This is a genomic window from Gemmatimonadota bacterium (genome assembly GCA_040388535.1).
GTDB lineage: Bacteria > Gemmatimonadota > Gemmatimonadetes > Gemmatimonadales > GWC2-71-9 > Palsa-1233.
The window spans coordinates 781,637-802,358 of sequence record JAZKBR010000002.1; the positions used below are offsets into that span (position 1 = coordinate 781,637).

22 protein-coding genes are annotated in these 20,722 nt (G+C 66.2%); 10 read left to right on the forward strand and 12 right to left on the reverse strand.

Translation table 11 applies throughout. The features are described 5' to 3' along the window. Positions 1-110: 110 nt before the first annotated feature. On the reverse strand, positions 111-641 hold the full coding sequence (locus tag V4558_06995; protein ID MES2305235.1) for an N-acetyltransferase: 531 nt from the start codon (positions 639-641) through the stop codon (positions 111-113). Positions 642-734: 93 nt separating this feature from the next. Here V4558_06995 and V4558_07000 point away from each other — a divergent pair, with 93 nt between their 5' ends. From V4558_07000 to V4558_07030, 7 genes are all read left to right on the forward strand, one after another. Continuing rightward, positions 735-2,435 (forward strand): HAMP domain-containing sensor histidine kinase, encoded by a 1,701-nt coding sequence (locus tag V4558_07000; protein ID MES2305236.1) that lies wholly within the window; start codon positions 735-737, stop codon positions 2,433-2,435. Next, positions 2,435-3,121, forward strand: coding sequence for a response regulator transcription factor (locus tag V4558_07005; protein ID MES2305237.1), 687 nt, complete (start codon positions 2,435-2,437; stop codon positions 3,119-3,121). The genes V4558_07000 and V4558_07005 overlap by 1 nt, the downstream gene beginning before the upstream one ends. Before the next feature lie 134 nt (positions 3,122-3,255). Then, positions 3,256-4,176: a rhodanese-like domain-containing protein gene (locus tag V4558_07010; protein ID MES2305238.1), complete on the forward strand. Its 921-nt coding sequence runs from the start codon at positions 3,256-3,258 to the stop codon at positions 4,174-4,176. Between the two features lie 3 nt (positions 4,177-4,179). Further along, positions 4,180-5,079 carry a rhodanese-like domain-containing protein gene (locus V4558_07015; GenBank protein MES2305239.1) on the forward strand — a complete coding sequence of 300 codons (900 nt, stop codon included), beginning with the start codon at positions 4,180-4,182 and terminating at the stop codon, positions 5,077-5,079. Further along, positions 5,076-5,609: a YeeE/YedE thiosulfate transporter family protein gene (locus V4558_07020; GenBank protein ID MES2305240.1), complete on the forward strand. Its 534-nt coding sequence runs from the start codon at positions 5,076-5,078 to the stop codon at positions 5,607-5,609. The genes V4558_07015 and V4558_07020 overlap by 4 nt, the downstream gene beginning before the upstream one ends. After that, positions 5,609-6,727, forward strand: coding sequence for a YeeE/YedE thiosulfate transporter family protein (locus V4558_07025; protein ID MES2305241.1), 1,119 nt, complete (start codon positions 5,609-5,611; stop codon positions 6,725-6,727). The genes V4558_07020 and V4558_07025 overlap by 1 nt, the downstream gene beginning before the upstream one ends. Further along, positions 6,721-8,070: an aminotransferase class V-fold PLP-dependent enzyme gene (locus V4558_07030; GenBank protein ID MES2305242.1), complete on the forward strand. Its 1,350-nt coding sequence runs from the start codon at positions 6,721-6,723 to the stop codon at positions 8,068-8,070. Before V4558_07025 ends, V4558_07030 begins: the two co-directional genes overlap by 7 nt. 76 nt (positions 8,071-8,146) lie before the next feature. Here V4558_07030 and V4558_07035 read toward each other — a convergent pair whose 3' ends face one another. Genes V4558_07035 through V4558_07055 form a run of 5 tightly spaced genes read right to left on the reverse strand, consistent with a single transcriptional unit; the run spans position 8,147 to position 12,683 of the window. Next, on the reverse strand, positions 8,147-9,886 hold the full coding sequence (locus V4558_07035; protein MES2305243.1) for a M28 family peptidase: 1,740 nt from the start codon (positions 9,884-9,886) through the stop codon (positions 8,147-8,149). Positions 9,887-9,922: 36 nt separating this feature from the next. Next, positions 9,923-10,783: an MBL fold metallo-hydrolase gene (locus V4558_07040; protein MES2305244.1), complete on the reverse strand. Its 861-nt coding sequence runs from the start codon at positions 10,781-10,783 to the stop codon at positions 9,923-9,925. Between the two features lie 15 nt (positions 10,784-10,798). Next, positions 10,799-11,566, reverse strand: a complete 768-nt coding sequence (locus V4558_07045) for a creatininase family protein (protein ID MES2305245.1) — start codon at positions 11,564-11,566, stop codon at positions 10,799-10,801. Between the two features lie 11 nt (positions 11,567-11,577). Further along, entirely contained in the window at positions 11,578-12,252 is a 675-nt protein-coding gene (locus V4558_07050) for a hypothetical protein (GenBank protein MES2305246.1), read from the reverse strand. Between the two features lie 2 nt (positions 12,253-12,254). Continuing rightward, positions 12,255-12,683 (reverse strand): DUF6526 family protein, encoded by a 429-nt coding sequence (locus V4558_07055; GenBank protein ID MES2305247.1) that lies wholly within the window; start codon positions 12,681-12,683, stop codon positions 12,255-12,257. A 166-nt stretch (positions 12,684-12,849) separates the two neighbouring features. Here V4558_07055 and V4558_07060 point away from each other — a divergent pair, with 166 nt between their 5' ends. From V4558_07060 to V4558_07070, 3 genes are read left to right on the forward strand one after another with little or no spacing between them, the layout of a single operon-like run. After that, positions 12,850-14,142: a serine hydrolase domain-containing protein gene (locus tag V4558_07060; protein MES2305248.1), complete on the forward strand. Its 1,293-nt coding sequence runs from the start codon at positions 12,850-12,852 to the stop codon at positions 14,140-14,142. A gap of 22 nt (positions 14,143-14,164) precedes the next feature. Continuing rightward, positions 14,165-14,791 carry a hypothetical protein gene (locus V4558_07065; GenBank protein ID MES2305249.1) on the forward strand — a complete coding sequence of 209 codons (627 nt, stop codon included), beginning with the start codon at positions 14,165-14,167 and terminating at the stop codon, positions 14,789-14,791. A 33-nt stretch (positions 14,792-14,824) separates the two neighbouring features. After that, positions 14,825-16,132, forward strand: coding sequence for a hypothetical protein (locus V4558_07070; protein MES2305250.1), 1,308 nt, complete (start codon positions 14,825-14,827; stop codon positions 16,130-16,132). Between the two features lie 223 nt (positions 16,133-16,355). Here the strand turns inward: V4558_07070 and V4558_07075 are convergent, their stop codons facing one another. The 6 genes from V4558_07075 to V4558_07100 are packed head-to-tail and all read right to left on the reverse strand — an operon-like array spanning position 16,356 to position 20,677. Continuing rightward, positions 16,356-17,282 carry an alpha/beta fold hydrolase gene (locus V4558_07075; protein ID MES2305251.1) on the reverse strand — a complete coding sequence of 309 codons (927 nt, stop codon included), beginning with the start codon at positions 17,280-17,282 and terminating at the stop codon, positions 16,356-16,358. After that, positions 17,279-17,752, reverse strand: a complete 474-nt coding sequence (locus V4558_07080) for an FKBP-type peptidyl-prolyl cis-trans isomerase (protein ID MES2305252.1) — start codon at positions 17,750-17,752, stop codon at positions 17,279-17,281. The genes V4558_07075 and V4558_07080 overlap by 4 nt, the downstream gene beginning before the upstream one ends. Next, positions 17,752-18,276, reverse strand: coding sequence for an FKBP-type peptidyl-prolyl cis-trans isomerase (locus tag V4558_07085; protein MES2305253.1), 525 nt, complete (start codon positions 18,274-18,276; stop codon positions 17,752-17,754). The genes V4558_07080 and V4558_07085 overlap by 1 nt, the downstream gene beginning before the upstream one ends. 33 nt (positions 18,277-18,309) lie before the next feature. Further along, positions 18,310-19,092 carry a YiiX/YebB-like N1pC/P60 family cysteine hydrolase gene (locus V4558_07090; protein MES2305254.1) on the reverse strand — a complete coding sequence of 261 codons (783 nt, stop codon included), beginning with the start codon at positions 19,090-19,092 and terminating at the stop codon, positions 18,310-18,312. After that, entirely contained in the window at positions 19,092-20,261 is a 1,170-nt protein-coding gene (locus tag V4558_07095) for a TPM domain-containing protein (protein ID MES2305255.1), read from the reverse strand. Before V4558_07095 ends, V4558_07090 begins: the two co-directional genes overlap by 1 nt. Then, a complete protein-coding gene (locus tag V4558_07100) occupies positions 20,258-20,677 on the reverse strand; it encodes a VOC family protein (protein ID MES2305256.1) in 420 nt (139 codons plus the stop codon). The genes V4558_07095 and V4558_07100 overlap by 4 nt, the downstream gene beginning before the upstream one ends. Positions 20,678-20,722 lie beyond the last annotated feature (45 nt).

Consider the following 20,722-nt stretch of genomic DNA (forward strand, 5'->3'; position numbering starts at 1 on the left):
AACACTCCCGTGCGGGTTTGCCGACGAACTGACTTGTCTGGGGATGCCACTGACGAGCGGATACCTGCTCTATAACTAATGCGTCTCGCCGGGAATCGCCGCAAGGGCGCTCAGAGCATCCGGAGCATCAGGAAGTCGTCGTCGAGGCGCGCACCGAAGCGAAAGGTTGCCGACCCGGCCACCTCGAACCCGGACTTCCGGTAGAAGGCAATCGGCCGGGGAGCCTCTTGCCAGACCTGGAGATAGATCCGATCGGCACCGGCGGCACGGGCCGTGTCACAGCAGGCCGTCATCAGCGCGTCGGCGATGCCGCGTCCGTGCCACCTGCCGTCGAGGTAGAAGCGTTCTATTCCGGTCGCCCGGCTGCCGCCCACGCCGTCGGGAAACGGGGCATCGCCGGTGGCGGTGTGGGCGTAGCCGATCAGCGTGCCATCGTCGCCTTCAACCAGCAACACCACCACACCTGGTCGTGCCAGCGCCTCGGCCACCAGGTCCGACGCGAAGGCGTGCTCGAGGTACGGGGTGAGGTCGGGCTCGGGATGAGTCGGACCATATGCCTCAACGAAGAGGCGGGCGCCGAGTGCGGCAACCAGGTCGGCGTCGGCAACGGTCGCGCGGCGGATTCGGGTGGTGGGATTCACGGGCTCAATAATAGGAGAAGACTGGCACGGTCTCCACCACTTCTGCACATCTCGGCCCTAGCCCCATCGATACGGCGGGGCCACCTTCACGGTATGCGTCGTGATTCGACCTCTCCCCGCATCGGGTGGCCGCTCCTCTTTCTGCTCGCCGGGCTCGGCTGTATCGGGCTGGCCCTGGCGGAGGCGCAGCGCAGCGCGCGCTCCAACGAAGCGGTCGCGCGGAATGCGCTCTGGGGGTACTCCACCTTCGTGATCTGGAGTTACCGCGAACATCTCACCGAGGCGTTGCGTGCCATGGCGCGTGAGGCCCTCGGCGCCGTGAATCACGGCAACGAACTGCATCTCTCGATGCGGATCCCCAATGCGCCTGAACTTGGGCACTATCTGCCCTGGGATCCCGCCTGTAATTGTCACGTGACGCGCGCTGGTCCGTTGCCGATGGCATTTCTCGGCTTCAAGCTGGGGACTGACACGCTGAACGTGGGGCGAAATCGCGCGACCTCCCCCGATTCCGGCTGGCTGGTCGACCGGCCGCGAGAGCAGTACATCACCGCTGATTCGGGGTACAGTGTTGCCGAGCGGCGGTGGCTGCTGGACACGCTGACCGTGGTCGCGCGCTCCCCGCGCTCTCCCTGGGGATACCAGCTGATTGCCATGGGGCGCGAGGGCGACAGCACCCGGTTGATCGTCAGCACCCTGATGCCGACGGCACGCGGTGACACGATGGTGTATGCGGCCGAATACTCCGGCGAAATGCTGGCAGCGCTGCTCGCGAATGTGCTCGATGCGCCGGGCCTGCTTCCCGAGGCACTCTCGTCGAAGGGGAGCAATCGCGACATTCTGTCGGTGCAGGTGCGTGACACGCGAGGGAAGGCGCTCTTCGGCTGGAACGTGCCGGCGCAATGGCGCATTCCGGCGCAGGCCACGCTGCCGCTGAGCTACGGCCAGATGGTAATCCAGCTGCAGATTCGACCGGAGCTGACCGACAAGCTCACGATCGGCGGTCTGCCGCGTTCGCGGCTGCCGCTGCTGCTGGCCCTGCTGCTGCTGGCGGCCGGACTCACCGTGGTCGCGATGGTGCAATTGCGGCGTGAAGCGCGATTTGCACGCGATCGCGCCACCTTCGTGGCCAATGTCTCGCACGAATTGCGCACGCCGCTGACCCAGATCCGGCTGGTGACCGACATGCTCCGCCTCGGACGCGAAGCCGATCCTGCCCGACGCGAAGCGGCGCTGGCCCTGGTGGATCGTGAGGTGACGCGGCTGCAGCATCTGGTGGAAGGCGTACTGCGCTTCTCTCGCGGTGAGCGCCCCGACGACGCGACACCACGCGAGCCGGTCGATGTGGCCGCCGAGGTCCGCAGTGTGGTGGCCGAGTTCGCACCGCTGGCGGCACCACGCCGAGTCAGCATCGAGGTGGCTGTCGAAGGAGACGCGGTTGCCGCGCTGCGCGCCGGCGCGCTGCGTCAGGTGCTGCTCAATCTGCTCGACAACGCGGTGAAGTACGGACCGGACGGGCAGACGGTGCGGGTCAAGGTGCAGGCGATGGCTGGTGGTGGTGCGCGACTCGTGGTGGCCGATCAGGGGCCGGGGGTGTCGCGGCAGGAGCAGGACCGGATCTGGCAACCCTTCCAGCGCGGGGGCGAGGCCGTGACGCGCGCGGCTGGTGGCAGCGGCATCGGCCTCACCGTGGTGCGCGAGATTGCCGAACGCCACGGCGGTACCGCACGGGTGGCAGAGAATACCGGTGGCGGGGCGACCTTCATCGTGACATTCCCCGGTGGGCACGCCTGATGTCGCGGATCCTGGTGGTCGAAGACCAGCGCGAACTGGCCGAGCTGCTGGCGCAGAATCTCGGCATGGAAGGCTTCGATGTTCGCACGGTGGCCGATGGCCGCGAGGTGGTGCCGCTGGTCCGCGCGTGGCGGCCCCACCTTGTGATTCTCGATCTGATGCTTCCCGGCATCGATGGTTTCGAGGTCCTGCGCGCCCTGCGGGGTATTCATCGTCACCTGCCCGTGATCATCCTGTCGGCGCGCGGCGAGGAGGCCGACAAGATCCGCGGCTTCCGCCTCGACGCCGACCAGTATGTCACCAAGCCGTTCGGCCTCGTGGAGCTGCTGGAGCGCGTCCATGCGCTCCTGCGTCGCGCCGCGACGGCCGAGTCGCCGGGGGCGATCGAGCGGATCACCTTCGGCGATGTGGAGATTGTTCCAGCAGCGCACTCGGTGACACGAGCCGGTGAGGCGGTCACGCTCTCGCCCAAGGCCTTCGCGCTGCTGCTGGCTCTGGTGCGCCGCGAGGGAGCCGTCGCCCAGCGCTCGGTGCTGTTGCGCGAGGTCTGGGGCTATCAGGCGCTCGTGCTCTCTCGCACGGTGGATTCGCACGTCGCCGAACTCCGCCGGAAGCTGGAAGTCGACCCGGCCAACCCGCGCCACATCCACACCGTGTTCAAGACGGGATACCGTTTCACAGCCTGAACGTCTGCCGGTCCGCACAACTCCTGCACGACTCCCACACCGTAGCACCACCACGCAGAGCGCACCCCAGCGCACCATTCAATGCGTGTCCGCCGCACTCGCGCAGCGGACCAGTCACTGTCGTGGAGCGTCTCATGTCTTCGATCGCCTTTCCCGTTGCACTCGTCGGCTTCGCGCTGGTGGTGGGGGCCGCGCTTCCCGTGGTGGCCCAGCTTCCCACCGGGCAGCAGCTGGTGATCTCGCCGCAAGCTGCGGCGAAGTTCGTGAACGATGGCAAGACCGTATTCCTGCAGGTGGGAGAGAAGGGCAGCTACGACAAGGAGCATGTGCCGGGGGCGCAGTTCGTGAATATGCAGATCCTCGCCGCGCCGCGGACTCCGGGTGGACTGGCGCTGGAAGTTCCGCCGGTGGATTCACTCAAGGCCGCGATTGAGCGTCTCGGCATTTCCGACCAGTCGCGGGTGGTGGTGATGTTCAGCGACGAGTGGGGCACCCCATCCACTCGTCTGCTCTTTACCCTCGGCTACGCCGGCCTCGGCGCGAATGCATTCCTGATGGATGGCGGCGTCGAGGGATGGAAGCGTGCGGGCCTACCGCTCACCACCGCAGTGGTGGTGCCCAAGTCGGGCCACTTCACCCCCAGGCCGTTGCCGTCACTCATTGTCGATCACGCGTACGTCGAAGCGATGCGACCCACCGGCCGGGCCCGTCTCGTCGACGCGCGTGATTCCGTCTTCTTCTTCGGACCGTCCACCGACCGGGTCAAGGCGGGACACATCCCCGGCGCCGTCTCGCTTCCCTTCGGCACCTTCACCGACGATTCGATGCGGATCCTGCCGAAGGCCCGGATCGAACAGATCTTTGCCGCCGCCGGCATCGCACCAGGCGACACGGTCGTGGCGTACTGTCATATCGGTCAGCAGGGAACGATGGTGCTCTGGGCCGCGCGCATCGCCGGCCATCCGGTGAAGCTCTACGATGGCTCGATGAACGACTGGACCAATCGCAAACTGCCGCTCGACAGCACCGCGACTCCCGTCGCCAGGAAGGGGTGAGCGATGCGACAGATCCGACTGCTCGTCGGGGCGCTGCTGGCCGGTGTCGCTGCTGCCGGTGCGCAGCTCCCCACCGGTGAACAGCTGCTGGTCACCTCCGCGTGGTTGAGCGCGCACCTCAACGATCGCGACCTGGTGCTCCTGCATGTCGGTCGTCCGGAAGAGTATGCCACCGCTCATATCGCCGGGGCCCGCTTCGCCGAGCAGCGGGATTTCGCCTCGGACGAAATGCCGATGCTCGAGATGCTCCCCGAAGCGCAGTTGCGGCAGAACCTCGAACGGAATGGCATCGGCGACCAGACTCGGGTCGTGGTGGTCTTTGGTCCGGGTTCGGTCGACAATGCGACCCGGCTCTACTTCACGCTCGGGTATGCCGGACTCGGCACCCGCGCGCTCTTCCTCGACGGCGGGCTGGCGGCCTGGCAACGCGCCGGCAATCCGGTGACCGCGGTCGTGCCACCAGCTCCGACAGCGGCCCACTACACCGGCAAGATGCTCCCGGCCGCCGTCGTGAATTCGCAGCAGGTTGTTGCGCTGCAACACGCGGTGCAGCCCCGCCTTATCGATGCGCGCGCAAGCGTCTACTTCAGCGGACCGAAGACAGCAATGATGGCGCAGGGGCATATCCCCGGTGCGATCAATATTCCCTACAGCAGCCTGGTGGACGACGCCGAACAACTCCTGCCGCGCGCCGCACTGCTGGAGAAGTTCACCGCGGCGGGCGTGCGCCCGGGAGACAGTCTGGTGGTCTACTGCCACATCGGGCAGCAGGCCACGGTGGTATTGCTCGCAGCGCGGGTACTCGGACATCCGGTCCAGCTCTACGACGGCTCGTTCCACGACTGGTCCAATCGCAAACTCCCCACCGACAACGCTTCGGCCAGCGCGAAGCGCGCGCCGTGACTTTGCGTCGTCCCTACGCGGATCCGATCATCGCCGGCGTTCTGCTGGGCCTGGTCCTGCTCGTCACCCTGGTGGTGACGGGTCGCGGCCTCGGAGCGTCCGGTGCGTTCGCCAGCGCGGCTGCTGCCACCGTGCACGCGGTGGCGCCAGCGCACGCCCAGTCGGGTACCTACATCGCCGACCGGATCCCCGATGGCCCGGCGGGGCTGCTCGGAGACTGGCTGGTGGTGGAGTTGCTCGCCGTCGCGGTTGGTGCCTGGCTCTCGGCACGTTTCGCAGGCCGGCTTCGTGGCGCAGGAGCTGCGGGTGACCCGGACCAGAGTCGTTCTCGATTGCTTCGCGCCCTCTCGGGTGGCGCACTGATGGGCGCGGGCGCACGCCTCGCTCATGGCTGCACCAGTGGACTCGCGCTCACCGGTGGTGCGATGCTTTCGACCGGGGCATGGCTGTTCATCCCGGTGGCCTTCGGGAGTGCCTTTGCCGCCGCGTTCGTGATGCGACGCCTCGCCGCTTCGCGCGTGATCCCGTGATGGCGCCGCTTTTCGAGGTCGCTCCCGCCGTCACGGCCGTTCCTGTCGGGCTCGCCTTCGGCGCCGCCCTCGAACGGGCCGGCTTCGGTGTGCCACGCACCATCGCGGCGCAACTCGCCGGCCGCGACTTCACCGTGATGAAGGTGATGTTCTCGGCGATCATCACCGCGATGCTTGGTCTCTTCTGGGCCGGTCGATTCGGCTGGCTCGATCTCTCCCGGCTGGCGCTCCCGCCGACGGACCTGCAGCCACAGCTGATCGGCGCGGTGATCTTCGGGGCGGGCTTCGCCATCGCATCGCTCTGCCCAGGGACCGCGTGCGTTGCCGCCGGCACCGGTCGCCGTGACGGGCTCGCGACGATCGCCGGTCTCTTTGCTGGCACGCTCGTCACTGCCGAACTATGGCCGCTGCTCGGGCGCGTCGCCGAGAACAGACTCCGCGCCGATGCCACGCTGCCCCACGACCTGGGGCTCTCGAGCGGCGTGACCGTTGCCCTGCTGGTCCTGATCGCCTTTGGGGCGCTTGGTGTGGGCGGGTACATCGAACGACGCGTCGGGACCGAGCGCAATCCGGTACGACACAGCGCGCACGTGGTGCTGACCACGATCGCCGCGGTGCTGGCGCTGTTCGCGGCGGTGCCACTCGGTGCGGACGAGGCCCCGCGCACTGGCAGTTCGGTGAGCGACGTCGCGCCACTCGATCTCGCAAGGTGGATCCACGATCGTCGCGCCGGGCTGCGAGTCATCGAGGTGTCCGACCAGGTCGACACCATGCTTTACCAGATTCCCGGCGCCATTCACCTCGCGTCGACCGACGTCGACACACTGTCGTTCTCGCCCGACGAGACGATTGTGCTCTACAGCAAGGCGACAACACTCTCGAGTGATGCGCTCACGCGTCTGCAGCGTCGCGGGGCAATCGGCGCACGACAACTGCGCGGCGGACTCTCGGCCTGGGAACAGGAAGTGCTTTCGCCAGTGATTCCACCAGCCACGGACAGCGCCGGAAACGCGGACTTTGCACGGATCCGCAGCCTGAGCAACTATTTCGGTGGCCGACCGGTGGCGCAACGAATCCCGGGCGAAGGCCGGCGGCAGCGGCGGCGGAATACGTGCTGACAGAAGTCGAAGTCACCTCCGATCGCTGGTTCAGCGAGTGGCGCGGGCGTGAGCTGTCACGCGTGGATGCGGCCGGGCTCACCTATCTCGACTATGGCGGCGCGGCGCTGCACCCGGCGTCGCTCCTCCGCGATGACCTCGCCCGGCTCGATCGCACGGTGCTCGGCAATCCCCATTCGCAGCATGCCGCCTCACGCGGTGCCACGCATGATCTCGACGCTGCGCGCGAGGCAATCCTTGCCTTCCTCAACGCCGATCCGGACGAATACGCCGTGGTCCTGGTGGCGAATGCGTCGGCGGCGTGCCGCGTGGTGGGCGAAGCGTACCCGTTCGACGCAGCGACACCGCTGCTACTCACGGCCGACAACCACAATTCGGTCAACGGTATTCGCGAGTTCGCGACCGGGCGTGGTGCCCTGGTTACCACCATTCCACTCGATGATGAATTGCAGTTGCTGGATCCGGTAGAGGTACTGGCGCAGTCTAGCGGAGGGTATGGTGGCCTCCTCGGCTTTCCCGCGCAGTCGAACTTCTCGGGCGTGAGGCACTCCCTCGAACTCATCGACGTGGCACACCAGCTCGGCTATCGCGTGCTGCTCGATGCAGCCGCCTATCTGCCGACGATGTCACTCGATCTCTCGGCGGTTCGCCCCGACTTTGTGGTGCTCTCGATCTACAAGATTGCCGGTTACCCGGCGGGGCTTGGCGCGCTGGTGGCCCGTCGTGACGCTCTTGCTGCGTTGCAGCGCCCCTGGTTCGCTGGCGGCACAGTGGAGTGGGCATCCGTGCAGAGCGGCGTGCACCGGTTGCGCCACGGCGCCGAAGGCTTCGAGGATGGGACGCCGCCGTTTCTCGCGGCCGGGGCGGTGCCGCCGGCACTTGCGATGGTACGTGGGCTGCAACCGCGGCTGCGCCGTCAGCTCGCCTCGCTCACCACCAGTATGCTCGACGGTCTCGGCGCACTGCGGCACGAGAATGACGCACCGCGGGTGTCAATCCACGGCCCGCGCAGTTGCGCCGACCGCGGCGCCACGGTGGCGTTTACCCTGCTTGAGGCCACCGGCGACGTGGTGCCGTTCTGGGAAGTGGAAGCGAAGGCATCCGACGCGGGCCTGGCGCTGCGTGGCGGCTGCTTCTGCAATCCTGGATGTGCCGAGCGGGCGCTCGACTTTCCGACCGATGCCGCATCCCGCTTCGCGGCGATCGGGCCGGCCTTCGATTATCCCCACGCGGCCGCAGCGCTCGGTCGGCGCGCCGTCGGGGCGTTGCGCGCCTCGCTCGGCCTCGGCAGCGTGCAGCGCGATGTGGACCGGCTGATGGAGTTTCTGCGGAACTACGGGTGATGGGTGATGGGTGACGGGTCGGAGTGTCATCCTGCACTCCCCATCACCCGTGACCCATCACCCGTCCCCCTTCGACCTACTGCTGGCAGGCGCCGTGCGGGTCGGGCTTCGGCTTGTCGACCAGCGGACGATGGTCGAGGTTCGCGACGCGGGTGCCCATATCGGCCACGAAGCGTGCGACCCGGGCCATGTGGGTGTAGTTGATGTACTGCGGCTCGTCGGTCACCTGGTGATAGTCGGCGTGACCACCGGTGGTGAAGAAGATGATCGGAATGCCGTAGCGCGCGTACTCGTAGTGATCGCTGCGGCAATAGATGTTTTGCGGATGGCCGTCAGCGTCGAGTTCGTAGTCAAACTTCAATCCGTGCTTGCCCACCGTGTTGGTCTTCACCGCCAGATCGCCCAGTTCGGTGGAGAGGCGCCGCGAGCCGATCAGCTGCAGGTAGTCGGGACCGCCCGTGACCACGCCACCAGCCTTGCGCTGACCGGTGACATCGGTCGCGTCACCGCGCCCGATCATGTCGATGTTGAGCTGGGCGACGACCGATTCCCGCGGCACGGTCGGGTGATCGGTGAAGTACTGCGACCCGTAGAGTCCTTCCTCTTCACCCACGTGCCAGACAAAAAGGAGCGAGCGCTTCGGGCGAACCTTCAGGGAGGCGAAGTACTGCGCGATCTCCAGCACGCTCATCGACCCCGAACCGTCGTCGTCGGCACCGTTGTAGATCGAGTCGGGTCGCGCCGAGGCACCGTGGGTCTGTTTGCGGATCGCTGCGAGCGCGGCGTTGACCTTTGCAGCGTCGGCCGGCGTCAGGGTCGGCGGCGGATCATCCGCGCCGCTCTTCCGGAAGAGATGGTTCACGATGTACATCGAGTCGTGCGCGACCGGAGAGTTGTCGGTGCCGATGTGGTCGTTGTGCGCACCGATGGCGACGAATTCGTTGCGCAGGGCAGGGTCGGAGCCACGGAGGATGCCGACGACATTGCGGCCGGGGAACTGCATCGGGCGATTCGCGAATCGGAGGGTGCCGCTCACCGTCTTGCCCGCGGCGCCGAGGGTAGCCGACGCGACCGGTGCGCCGAGGAGCAGGTCGGCGACTCGCGTCGTGATGTAGGCGTAGCTCGGCGTCTCCGGGCCGCTACCATCGACGAAGGTCTGACTGGGGACCTTGTAGATCGCGAGCCCCTCGGGAGTAATCCGGTCGAGACCGACCACGAGGATTCCCGCGGCGGTGGCGTACTGGGCCGTGAGAGCGCCGCGGTTGGCGGTGCCGGGCGGGTTCCCCGGTACCGGCTGACCAGCAATGACCATCACGACCTTTCCGGCAGCCTGCGCCGCCGGGAGCATCGTCGCCGGGTCACCCACGGTGCCGCCAAATACGATCGCGGCTCCATCAATCGACCGGGCCTTCTCTCCCTGGTCGCGCGGGGCGTAGTCGGACCAGAGTGTGAGCCGGGTGCCATCGACGCTGATGGTGCTGGTGGTATCGAAGGTCCGGTCGTAGACCGGTATGGTCTGGAAGAAAGTGCCGTTATCGCCGGCCGGCTCGAAGCCGTACTTCCTGATCTCGCTCGCGATGTACTCGACGCCCTTGTAGTTCCCTTCCTCCCCGAGCAACCGGCCGCGCATCGAATCGTCGGCGAAGCGGTAGAGGCGGGTCATCAGGTCTGCGGAGGTGATTGCCGAAGTCGTGGGGCGCGGCGCAAGCTTTCTCGGGCGGCCGAGCGGGGTCCAGGGCGAGGGGGCCTGGGCGGCGAGGAGTGCCGGCGCGAAGAGCAGCAGCGCGGCAGTGAGGCGGTATGGGGTGTTTTTCATCCTGCGCACGACGGAAGGTACCGGGGTTCGGTTTCCTCAATAGCGTTCGAGGTCGTGCCCGATGACGGTTCGGCCGGTGAAGCCGCCGCGCCTCACACCAGCCAGCAATTCTGCGTCCGTCCCCTGCATCCGCACCAGGTGGTGGAGGATCAGCAACTTCGGCTGCGCGACCGCGGCGAGCCGCCCGACCTCGACATCCGATGTGTGGAAGGCGCGCATGTACGCCGGCCACGACTCCCCGCCGGGCCGCTTCTCAGGTGCCAGCCGCACTTCGGGGTAGGCCTCATGGACGAGAATGTCGGCGCCGCGCGTGGCGGCCTGGAGCGCCGCACTGTAGCGCGTGTCGCCCGATATCACGATGACGCGCCCCGGGGTCTCGATCCGGAAACCATAGGCCTCGGGCCAGTCACCATGCTCGACCGGAATGGCGATGATGCGAACGCCGGCACTGTCGTAGAGCACCCGCGTGCTGATTTCGTGGACATCGAGGCGATAGCCACCAGGCGCCTCCTGTTCGAGGCCGTGCTCGCGGATATCGATGTCATCTTTCCACGCCGCGACAAGATGATCGGTCATCGCCTGCAATCCGTGTGGTCCGAATGCCACCATCGGAGTGCGCCGCCCCATCACCCACGAGGTCAGCATCAGGTCGGGGAGACCTAGTGTGTGATCGCTGTGGAGGTGAGTGATGAACAGCGCCGTCACACCATTGATCGGGAGCTTTGCGGCGGCCAGCTGGCGCATCACGCCGGCACCGGCATCGAAGAGAAAGGTCCGCGTTCCTACCACGACCGCGGTTGCCGGCCCGGATGCCTCCGGGTTGGGCCGCGGCATCCCGGTACCGAGGAGCACGAGCGAGGTTCCCGATGCGGCGAGTTGACATAGCAGATGCAGCACTAGCGGGCTCCTCGATCACTCATACATCGCCTCCGGATCCGCCTGCGCGAGTTGGTGCAGGAAGTCGCCGAAGCGCCGGGTGACCTCGGCGAAATAGCGTGCTCCGCGCTCCGCCGTCGCGTGTGCGGGATTTCCGACACCGGTGTCGTCGGTCACCTTGCTCCATTCCCGTTGCGCCCAGACCCACCCTTCCCGCAGGCCACCGATCGCGAACGATCGCGCGGCACCAGGTCCGGCCTCCGAGAGCGGTCGCACCAGCGCCGGCTCGAGATGGAGCATCACCGAAGTTTCGAGTTCGCCTGCGTGGTCTCCCGGTTCGGTGAAGAACGGCGCCGGATTCACGATGGTGTACCAGTGCGCCTGGCAGAGGAGGATCGTGGTCCGCGGTTGCAGCTCCCGGAGGATCTGCCGGAAGTCGTTGCCGCCGTGACCATTGAGCACGACGAATTTCCGCACGCCGTGGCGCGCGAGCGTCTCGACGATGTCGGCGAGAATCGCGGCCTGCGTGGACGGGTTGAGATTGATGCAGAACGGAATATCACGTTGGCCGGTGTTGACGCCGAACGGTATCGCAGGAAGCACCACCACCCGCGACCCCGCCTGCCACGCAAGTCGGGCCGACTCGGCGGCAACCGCGTCGGCCTGGATGGTGTCGGTGGCGTAGGGAAGGTGGGTGTTGTGGGCCTCGGTCGCGCCCCACGGCAGCACCGCCACTTCGTATTGCTGCTCGCGCACGGTGGGCCAGACCGAATGCGCGAGCAGCCAGGGGGTGGCAGCGCTCACTGGGAGTTCCTTCAGCTCGCGAGCAGGTAGGCGCAGCCGCCCTGCTGCGCCCGGAGCGCAGCGAAGACGCCGGACGGTTGCAGGATCACCCCGGGAATGAGCTGCTCGAGCGCCTTCTTCCGCGCTTCATCACGCTTGAGCTTGTCGGCCTTCATGAACGCGCCGACGATCTCGGAGAACGCCATGTTGCAGGCCAGTACGATGCCACCGTTCGCGAGGAACGTCTCGAGCGTGTACTTCGACGCGGCGGGTGGCGACCCTGCGGGCGCCGCACGGATCGGATTGACCTTGGTCCACTTCTTACCCTTCGCATCACGAATCTTGGTTTCCTTGCCCACCTCGAAACGCTCCCAGTAGGCATCGTTCATCACCAGCGGGATGGCAGCGTGCCGGAAAACCACGACCGGCGTCATCTCCTTGGGGTCGGTACCGTAGACCGCCTTGTAGTGATCCTGCCAGACGATGGCCCGGAAGAGTGCCGCGCCTTCGGATGCCTCCGGTGAGTCGAACACCGCGCGGTACTTGCCCGTCAGTTTGTCGGTCCAGGTCATGTCGTAATCGACCGCGAGTGCGCGCGGGTCCGACTCGCTCGGTGGTGCGCTGGCTCCCAGCGGTGAAGCGGTCGCGCCAAGGAGCGCGCTGGCACCGAGCCAGCCGAGGAAGTCGCGTCGTGGATTGTTGCTCATCGTCAAACCCTCATGTAGTCGGGACGCCAGGTACGGATCAGGGCCTTGATGGTCTTCTGATCGGTGATCTTCTCGTCGAGCACCTTGCGCGCAAGCTCCGGAAGCTCGGTATCGGAGGCAAACCGCAGCGCGATGTACTGCTGCCTGGTGAACTCGTTGATGCGTACGAGGAGTGCGGCGGGAAAGAGTCGCTGGAAGCGGAGCTGCTCCTCAAGGCGAATGACCCGGTCCTGCACTCGCAAAGCAAACCAGCGGGCGAATACCAGCACAATCAGCAGCGCGAACTGGAGTAGGGCATCGCCGATCGAATCCGCCGACGGATTCCTGACGAGACGAATCACTGCCCAGACAAAGAGTCCGAAGAGGATCGGCCACGCCACGAAGTGCCAGGCCGGGACAAAGCGCGCGTGGTTCTCTCGGGTCTGGGGCATCGGTTCGGCCATGAGCTCTCGCGGGTGGGTGGCAGGCGAATCAGCAGAATGCAGAATACTGCTTCGCTCGGCGCGGGATGCAACTGCCGGCGGGGCTGCGGGCCTTGCGGAGGAGGTCAATCCGGCGGATTGTCTGGGATTGCCTTCCTCCCTCCGGAGTCCGCCTGTGCGCTGTCACGCCATTGCTGCCGCGTTCCTGATTGTCGGGGCCTCCCCGGTGTGTTCACAGGCCTTGCCTCACGCGGCTCCGGCAGTGGAAGGCTTTTCGGCTGCCCGGCTCACGCGCCTGCAACACTTCTTCGAGCAGGCCGTCGATAGCAACAGGGTCGCCGGGATGACCGCCATGGTGACCCGGCACGGGAAAGTGATCTTCGAGGGCGCGTGGGGGATGGCCGACCGTGAGAGCAAGCACCCAATGCAACTCGCGACCCGCTTCAGGATCGCGTCGCAGAGCAAGGCGGTGACCTCGGTCGCGGCGATGCTGCTGATCGAAGAGGGCCGACTCGGGCTCAGCGACCGCGTCTCGCGCTTCATTCCGGCTTTCGCGACCACCACCGTGTCGGCGATGGTGGATTCGGCCGGCACAAAGGTTCGCCGGATTGTCCCGGCCAAGCGGCAGATCACTGTGCGCGACCTGCTGACCCAGACCTCCGGCTATTCCTATGGCACCGACGCGGCCGTGAGCGCGGCCTACGCCCAGGAGGAACTCGGCCCGAAGGCGGGCTACGGCTGGTACTTCGCCGACAAGCACGAGCCGATCTGTCAGAGCATCGAACGCATCGCCCGGCTCCCTGCGGTCGCCCAGCCAGGTGAGGCGTGGGTCTACGGCTACAACTCCGACATCCTCGGTTGTGTCATCGAGCGCGCGTCGGGCATGTCGCTCAGCGACTTCTTCCAGCAACGCATCTTCGCCCCGCTCAAGATGTTCAACACATCGTTCTGTGTGAAGCAGGCCGATGCCGCAATGCTCGCGACGGTTTACTCCCTCGACGGTGGCACGCTGACGCGCGCGGCCGAAGGCCCCCGTGGTCAGGGCGATTACGTCGGCGGGCCGTGCCTCTCGTTCTCGGGTGGCGCTGGCCTGATTTCCACGGCTGGTGACTACACCAGGTTTCTGCAGATGCTTGCCAACAACGGAGAACTCGAGGGAACCCGGCTGCTCTCGCCGAATTCGGTGGCGCTGATGTCCAGCAATCAGGTCGGCACGCTCTACGGCGGCAGCGAGAGCGGCTTCGGTCTCGGTTTCTCCGTCCTGCTCGATCCGGGGCGTGCCGGTGTCTATGGCAACGCCGGACTCTACGGCTGGGGTGGCGCCTATCACTCCACCTACTGGATCGATCCTGCCGACGGGATCGTCGCGGTCCTGATGACCAACCTGCTTCCCGCCAACGGCTCCCAGCTGCACGATCGTTTCCGGACGCTGCTCTACCAGGCGAGGACGACCAGCGCGGGACGCTAAAGCCATTAGCTTTCCCTCCGGGATGGACAACTACACGCTGGTACTCCTGCTTGGCGGGATCGGCCTCGTCGCGATGGCGCTGACGGGGCTTGGTCGTCACGGGCACGATAGCGGGGCGCACGGCCACGGTATCGGCCATGGCCACTCCGGCCACACCGGGGGCGGCGGGCACCACGGTCACAGCGGCCATCATGCCGGCGCTGCCCACTCGCCGGGCGGCCATCTCTCTCCCGTATGGCAACTGATGTCCCCGCGGATCATCTTCTCCGTGCTCCTCGGCGTGGGCGTCAGCGGCAAGCTCTTCCAGCCCCTGCTCGGTGGTCTGCCGCTCCTGCTGCTCGCGATTGCCGGTGGCTTCGCGTTCGAACGATTCCTGGTCGTCCCGATCTGGAATTTCGTGATGCGATTCGGCTCCAACCCCGCGATGACGCTCGAATCCACCGTCACTGGCGAGGCGACCGTCGTGTCGAATTTCGATGCGAAGGGCAACGGAATGGTCGCCATCGAGATGGATGGTCACGTGGTGCAGCTGCTGGCCACGCTACCCGCGGCCGAGCGCCTCGCGGGTGACCGCGTTCGCGCGGGCGATCGTGTTCGCATCGAGGAGATCGACGCCGAACGAAATCGCTGCACCGTTACCCGGCTGTAGTATCCCGAACGAATCCCCTTAGTGGAGTCTGATATGCCGTCGTTTTTGTCGACAGGTGTGCTGATTGCTGGTGGAGTACTGGTCTTCACGTTCGTCGTGATGCCATTCGTGGTAGCGTCCTTCCTCAAGAACGTCGAGGCCGGCACCATCCGGATGGTCAGCTGGCTCAACGGTGGCACCGTGATCTATCGCGGACCGGGGAAGTCAAAGGAGATCCCGCTGCTGACGACGGGCACCACCATCAGCAGCAAGGTCATCAACGTCGATCTTGATATCACCGACCAGACGGCCGACATCGACGAGTTCAGCACGCCGCGTCCGATCAAGGTGCGGGTGCTCGCGAGTGCGATCGTCTCGGTGGGCGACAGCGACGTGTTGATCCGTACCGCGGCGAACCGCTTCTTCTCGAAGAACGACGCCGATCAGCTCAACACCCTCACCGACCTGCTGTCGAGCTCGGGCCGTCGCGCCATCAACCTGCTCACGCACGATCAGCTCTTCAGCGCCAAGGCGACACCGAGTGCGATGCGCTCGCTGCTTCCCGGCGAAGGGCAGCAGATGCAGGTGGCGACGGCGGTACCGCAGACCGCCGCGATGGTACGCGAAGGCGACATGATCGAAGATGAAGACGATCCGCTCGCCGTCATCATCCGCAAGGCCTGTTCGCGCGAACTGACCGACCTTGGCCTGATCTTCAATTCGCTCAACATCAAGATCGTGCAGTCCGAAGTGGCCGAGGCGCGTCGGCGCCAGTCTGCCGCCGAAGCCCAGGCCAACGCCGAGATCGTGTCGGCGATGCAGTCGCGTCGCGCCAAGGAAGCGCAGATCGATGCCGAGCGGGTGATTTCCGACAAGCAGCGTGAACTCGAACAGACCAAGGCGGCCAACGCGGCGCTGATCGCGACGGCCGAGGCGAAGCGGCAGGAGGCCGCCGGCCTGCAGCGCACGGCCGAGCTCGATGCCACGCAGATCGCGCAGGCGCGCGCCGATGCCGCCCGCGTCCGCCTCGAGGCCGAGGCGAGTGCCGATGCCGAAGCGATCCGCATCCGGCGAGTGGCAGATGCAACGGCCGAGAGCATCCAGAAGGTGAATGCCGCGATCCAGGCGGGTGGTGAGAGCTACTTCCGCTACCGCCAGATCGAAATGCTGCCGGAGATCGCCCCGGCCATTGCCGCGGCGCTCTCGACTGCCAAGCTGATCACGATTTCAGGGAATGGCACCGGCGCGGGGGAGACGGCCACCAACAATATCGCCAGTGTGATTCAGACGGTGCTGGCGGCGCAGCTGGTGACGCGTGGCGGAATGCTCGACAGCGGCAACCGGGAGCCGGAAGGGAAGTGATGCAGGAGGGGTGATGGGTGATGGGTGATGGATGATGGAGTTGTCACCCTGAGCAACGCGAGGGGGCGGAGCACCGTTTTTGTGACGGCGCTCCGCCCCCTCACTTCGTTCAGGGTGACAGCAATTCAGGAGAGCTCCGCCCCCTCACTTCGTTCAGGGTGACAGCGCGGGCGCCGGACTCCGCCCCCTCGCTTTGCTCAGGGCGACGAGTGCCCGATATCAGTTAGTGCTGCGTCACCCGCGGTCGCTCGAGAAACGAAACGATCGCCGCGATGAACGATGCGTGGGTGTCTTCCAGCAGAGCAGCGTGATCGCTGCCGGGGAGGATCACCCACGTCTTGTCTGCGGTGGCGAGCTTGCTGAAGATGTTGCGGCTCGCGTCGAAGGGTGCGACCGGATCGTGTTCGCCCTGAATCAGCAGCGTCGGCGTGGTGACCTTGGCCGGGTCGAGCGCGCCCCACTGGTATTGCGCCGTCCACATCGCCCGAATGGTGTCGGCCTTGAGCGCCGCCTTGACGTAGAGGTCAATCACCCGCTTCGGCGTGATGTCGGGAGAGATGAAGTCGCTCGCCGCGGCCTCGGCGGTGTTGGCGCGATGCGGTGAGGCGGTGGTGGGAAACGGCGTTGGCGCGGCCTGAGTCGCGGGCATCGCCGGCGCGCCGTAGAGCACCAGCCGCGAGATGAAGTCGGGGTGCCGCTGCGCCAGCAGCTGACCGACCCGCGCACCATTGGACCACCCGACGAGATACGGCTTCGGCAGCTTCGGGTTTTTCGTTGCGACCCACGCGAGCACACCGGCGAGGTCTTCGGTGGCGCGATCGGGGGTGTTCCACCCCAGCGAGTCCCGCGGCGTGGCACCGTAGCCGCGCAAGTCGAGTGCGTAGGTTGCGTAGCCGCGCGTGGCAAGGGAAACCATCACCGAGCGATTGTCGCCCGGGACTTGCAAGTCGAAGTCGGGCAGCGAGCTCCAGGTCGAGCCGTGCTGCAGGAGAATGACGCCCTTGGGATGGAGCGGTCGGCGCGCCCAGACGGCGAAGGGGTGGCCGTCGACGGTCACCGTGAAGTGTTCGAGCCGTGGCGCTTGCTGCGCCGTGAGGGGAGTCGCGGCAAGCGTGAGTGCGACGAGCAACTGCCGCGCCCCGCCGCTCATTGTGCCGACACCACTTCGACGTTGAACACCAGAACCGAGTTGCCGGGGATCGGCCCGTTCGTCCTCGAGCCGTAGCCGAGTGCGGGTGGGATAACGAGCTGACGCTTGCCGCCGACCTTCATCCCCGCGACACCCTGGTCCCATCCGGCGATGACCTGGCCGCTGCCGAGGCGGAACTGGAATGGTGGCTTGGTGCCGGTGGCATCGAATTGCGTCCCGTTGGCAAGCCAGCCCGTGTAGCGCATCGAGAGCAATTGCCCATTGGCGACCGCGGTACCGGTGCCGACGTCGAGGTCGCGAATGTACATCCCCGATGGCAGCTTGGTTGAGCCGGCGAGATTGACGCCGAGCGCGGTTGCGAAATTGGTCGCTTCAATGGCAATCACGGGACTCTCTCCGGTGGGACTTGAGCAGGCAGCCAGCACGAGTGAGGCCGGGAGCAGCATTCTGCTGATGTTGCGCAGCAGCACTACTTCGCCCCAAGCAGTTCGACTGTGAAGAACAGCGGAGTGTTCGGCCCGATCTCCCCTCGTCCCGACTGGCCATACGCGAGTGCCGACGGCACGATGAGCTGGCGGGTTCCGCCGACCTTCATCCCCACCAATCCCTCGTTCCAGCCGGCGATGATTCCCTGGGTACCCAGCGTGAAGGTGATCGGCGGCCCCTTGTCGTTGGTCTCGATCAGCTTGCCGTCGGTGAAGTAGACCGCGTAGTTGGCGCTCACCTGCATCCCGGTCTTCGCGGCTGGACCCTTGCCGACCTTGAGATCGCGGATGTACATGCCGGACGGGAGCTTGGTCGAGGCTGCAAGATCGATGTTCAGCGCTGGGGCGTAGCTGATCGTCTCGAGGGTTGCGCTGTCCTTGGCGACAGCGACTGGTGCCGGCGCCACGGCCACCGCAGTGGTATCCGTGGCGGCCTTGGTGTCGGCCTTGGCACACGCTGCAAGCAGTGCGATCGCGACGAAGCGGGATCGGGAGAGAATGCGCATCATGGTTGACTCCTGAGGGAAAATGCCTGCCCGAATCTAATCGCCCAGCGCCATCTCGAATGGGTCGGTGATGAGCTGCAGCCGATGCGGATCGAAGCCCTGTTCGAGGGTCGGCTTGATGATCTCGAAATAGGGGGAGACGTCGAAGTCGCGCGGCGTGAAGAGCGCGTGATGCCGGATATGGAGCGCTTCCTTGTGGTCAGCCAGGGCGATCGGGTCGGCCGGCGGCAGCAAGCGCGCGGTCGGCAGGATCGGGTAGCCGACCGTGTGAAACGCCTCGGCGATGAGCGCGGAACAGATGGCACGCGTCGGGTCGCCGCTGCCGATGGCCAGCAGCCGACGCCGGTAGCGCACTGGCACCGGCGGGTTCGGGATCAGGAAGCGGGCGAGGTCGAAGATGTGCTTCATGTCGTACTGATGTCCGACACGGTGGATCGCGAACTCGATGACGGCGCCGATTTCCTGCGCCGTGAGCCCGACCGGGCGGCAGATCCTGGTGTGCAGCGAGGAGTAGTTGGAGAGCGGGACCAGCTGCACGCCGCGTGACACATCGGCCTCGAGGAGTACCGAGGGTTCGAGTCCGGGCTTTGCGGTCAGGTCGGGTGGCGCAATGCAGAGGGTCGCGTGCGACCAGGTCGACTGCGTCAGGTACTTGATGGCCGACGAGATCCGCGAACTTCCTTCGATCAGCAGGACATCGCCGGGGCGCAACGCGGCCGCGAGCGCCGTCGGTGGGGCGGTCGTCGAGTGGACACGATCGTGTCGTGGTTTGGTGAGGTAGCGGGCGAGCCGTCGGCCAGCGACATCGAGAAGAAACATCAGTAGCCGCCGCCGCCTCCACCGCCGCTGCTCGACCCCGACCCGCCGAAGGACGAGCCGCCACCACCGCCCGACGAGCCACCGCTGCTCGACGATTCGCTGATGCGCGGCAGCGTCACGCTGACAACCCACGACGCGTGGCACGATGCACAGACGTAGGTGTCGTGGGCGAGCCCGCTCGAGGATGTCGTCGCGTGCTGGAGCACCTGGCGCGTCGACTTTGCCGTCCGGCGATGGCACTCCCGGCATTCGGAATAGCTGCTGAAGATCGCCTTGTAGGGAAGCACGAGGTGTTCGCCGCAGACGCACTCCCAGACATCGTAATCAACGCTCTTGAGCTGCTCCTCGAGCTGCTGCCCGGGCACCAGCTGGGAGTCGTCGGCGCTTTCGCTCATTCGCGTCATCTGCCGACCGCAGCGAGGGCACTTCCGCGGCCGATTTCGCCGCCAGCGCCGGACACCAAAGAGCGAGGCAAGTGTGGCACCGATCCCGCCCGGAATGAACCAGAGGGGCGACGGCCCGTGGCGCTCCTCGCTCGGGGCCCCGGCGATCGGCATCGCGGTACTCGTGGATTCCGCGAGTCCCACGTCGCCCTGGAGCTTCAGGGCAATTGCGTTCACACCGGCGGTGAGCGCCATGGGGTAATCGCGGGTCTTGAGAAACGGGATGATGGCGTCACGGCAGATCGATGCACTGGTGGCGTCGGTGAGAATCCCCTCGGCGCCTGTGCCTGGGGCGATGTAGCACTGCCCCTTCTTGTTCGGCGCGAGTTCCTTGGGCACGATCAGCAGCAGCACGCCGACATCGCGATGCGCCGAACCGATCGCGGCAACACTGCCGACCTTCCAGTTCCGGTAGATCGCGACCGAGACCTGGTTGGGCGAGTAATCGCCGATGTCGGCGATGATCGCGACAGCAATGTCACCGAACCCGGCTCCCTGCAATTCGCGGATGCGCGCATCGAGCGCCGCGTGCGCGTCAGGGGTGAGCACGTGATTCGCGTCGGAGACGAAGGACTCCGGCGTCGGCACCGGCGGGATGATCTTGCGGAGGGCAGGCGGGACATTGGTCTGCGTCTGGGCGATCAAGGGGTGCGCCGCACCAAAGAGGTGCGAGTGCGCTGCCAGCGGCGCACCTACGAGCCAAAGCGCGAGGGCGAAGCGAATCACCGTGCGAAGACCTGACTCGGATCCTTGAAGGCCTTGAACTCGAGTGCATTGCCGGCGGGGTCGAGAAAGAACATCGTCGCCTGCTCACCGACCTGACCGACGAACCGAATCCCCGGCTCGATGATGAAGACGATACCGAGACTGCGCAGGCGGTCGGCCATCGCGTGCCAGGCGTTCCACTCGAGGATCACGCCGAAGTGCCGGACCGGCACCGCGTGCCCATCCACCTGATTGGCAGCGCTGCGGTGTACGTCGTTGGGGGAGAGGTGGGCCACGATCTGGTGACCGTGGAAGTCGAAATCGATCCACTGATCGGAACTGCGCCCTTCGCGACAGCCCAGCAGGCCGGCATAGAAGGCGCGCGCCGCGGCGAGGTCATCCACAGGAAAGGCGAGGTGGAACGGGGCAACGGACACGTCACGGGCTCCGGAGCGATGAGTCCTAAAAGGTACTCACCCCCG

What these genes read in the sequence shown, in the direction of transcription:
- V4558_07000 (MES2305236.1), top strand. Translation starts at nt 735, where the DNA reads ATGCGTCGTGATTCGACCTCTCCCCGCATCGGGTGGCCGCTCCTCTTT.
- V4558_07005 (MES2305237.1), top strand. Translation starts at nt 2,435, where the DNA reads ATGTCGCGGATCCTGGTGGTCGAAGACCAGCGCGAACTGGCCGAGCTG.
- V4558_07010 (MES2305238.1), top strand. Translation starts at nt 3,256, where the DNA reads ATGTCTTCGATCGCCTTTCCCGTTGCACTCGTCGGCTTCGCGCTGGTG.
- V4558_07015 (MES2305239.1), top strand. Translation starts at nt 4,180, where the DNA reads ATGCGACAGATCCGACTGCTCGTCGGGGCGCTGCTGGCCGGTGTCGCT.
- V4558_07025 (MES2305241.1), top strand. Translation starts at nt 5,609, where the DNA reads ATGGCGCCGCTTTTCGAGGTCGCTCCCGCCGTCACGGCCGTTCCTGTC.
- V4558_07035 (MES2305243.1), bottom strand. Translation starts at nt 9,886, where the DNA reads ATGAAAAACACCCCATACCGCCTCACTGCCGCGCTGCTGCTCTTCGCG.
- V4558_07050 (MES2305246.1), bottom strand. Translation starts at nt 12,252, where the DNA reads ATGAGCAACAATCCACGACGCGACTTCCTCGGCTGGCTCGGTGCCAGC.
- V4558_07055 (MES2305247.1), bottom strand. Translation starts at nt 12,683, where the DNA reads ATGCCCCAGACCCGAGAGAACCACGCGCGCTTTGTCCCGGCCTGGCAC.
- V4558_07065 (MES2305249.1), top strand. Translation starts at nt 14,165, where the DNA reads ATGGACAACTACACGCTGGTACTCCTGCTTGGCGGGATCGGCCTCGTC.
- V4558_07070 (MES2305250.1), top strand. Translation starts at nt 14,825, where the DNA reads ATGCCGTCGTTTTTGTCGACAGGTGTGCTGATTGCTGGTGGAGTACTG.
- V4558_07075 (MES2305251.1), bottom strand. Translation starts at nt 17,282, where the DNA reads ATGAGCGGCGGGGCGCGGCAGTTGCTCGTCGCACTCACGCTTGCCGCG.
- V4558_07085 (MES2305253.1), bottom strand. Translation starts at nt 18,276, where the DNA reads ATGATGCGCATTCTCTCCCGATCCCGCTTCGTCGCGATCGCACTGCTT.
- V4558_07090 (MES2305254.1), bottom strand. Translation starts at nt 19,092, where the DNA reads ATGTTTCTTCTCGATGTCGCTGGCCGACGGCTCGCCCGCTACCTCACC.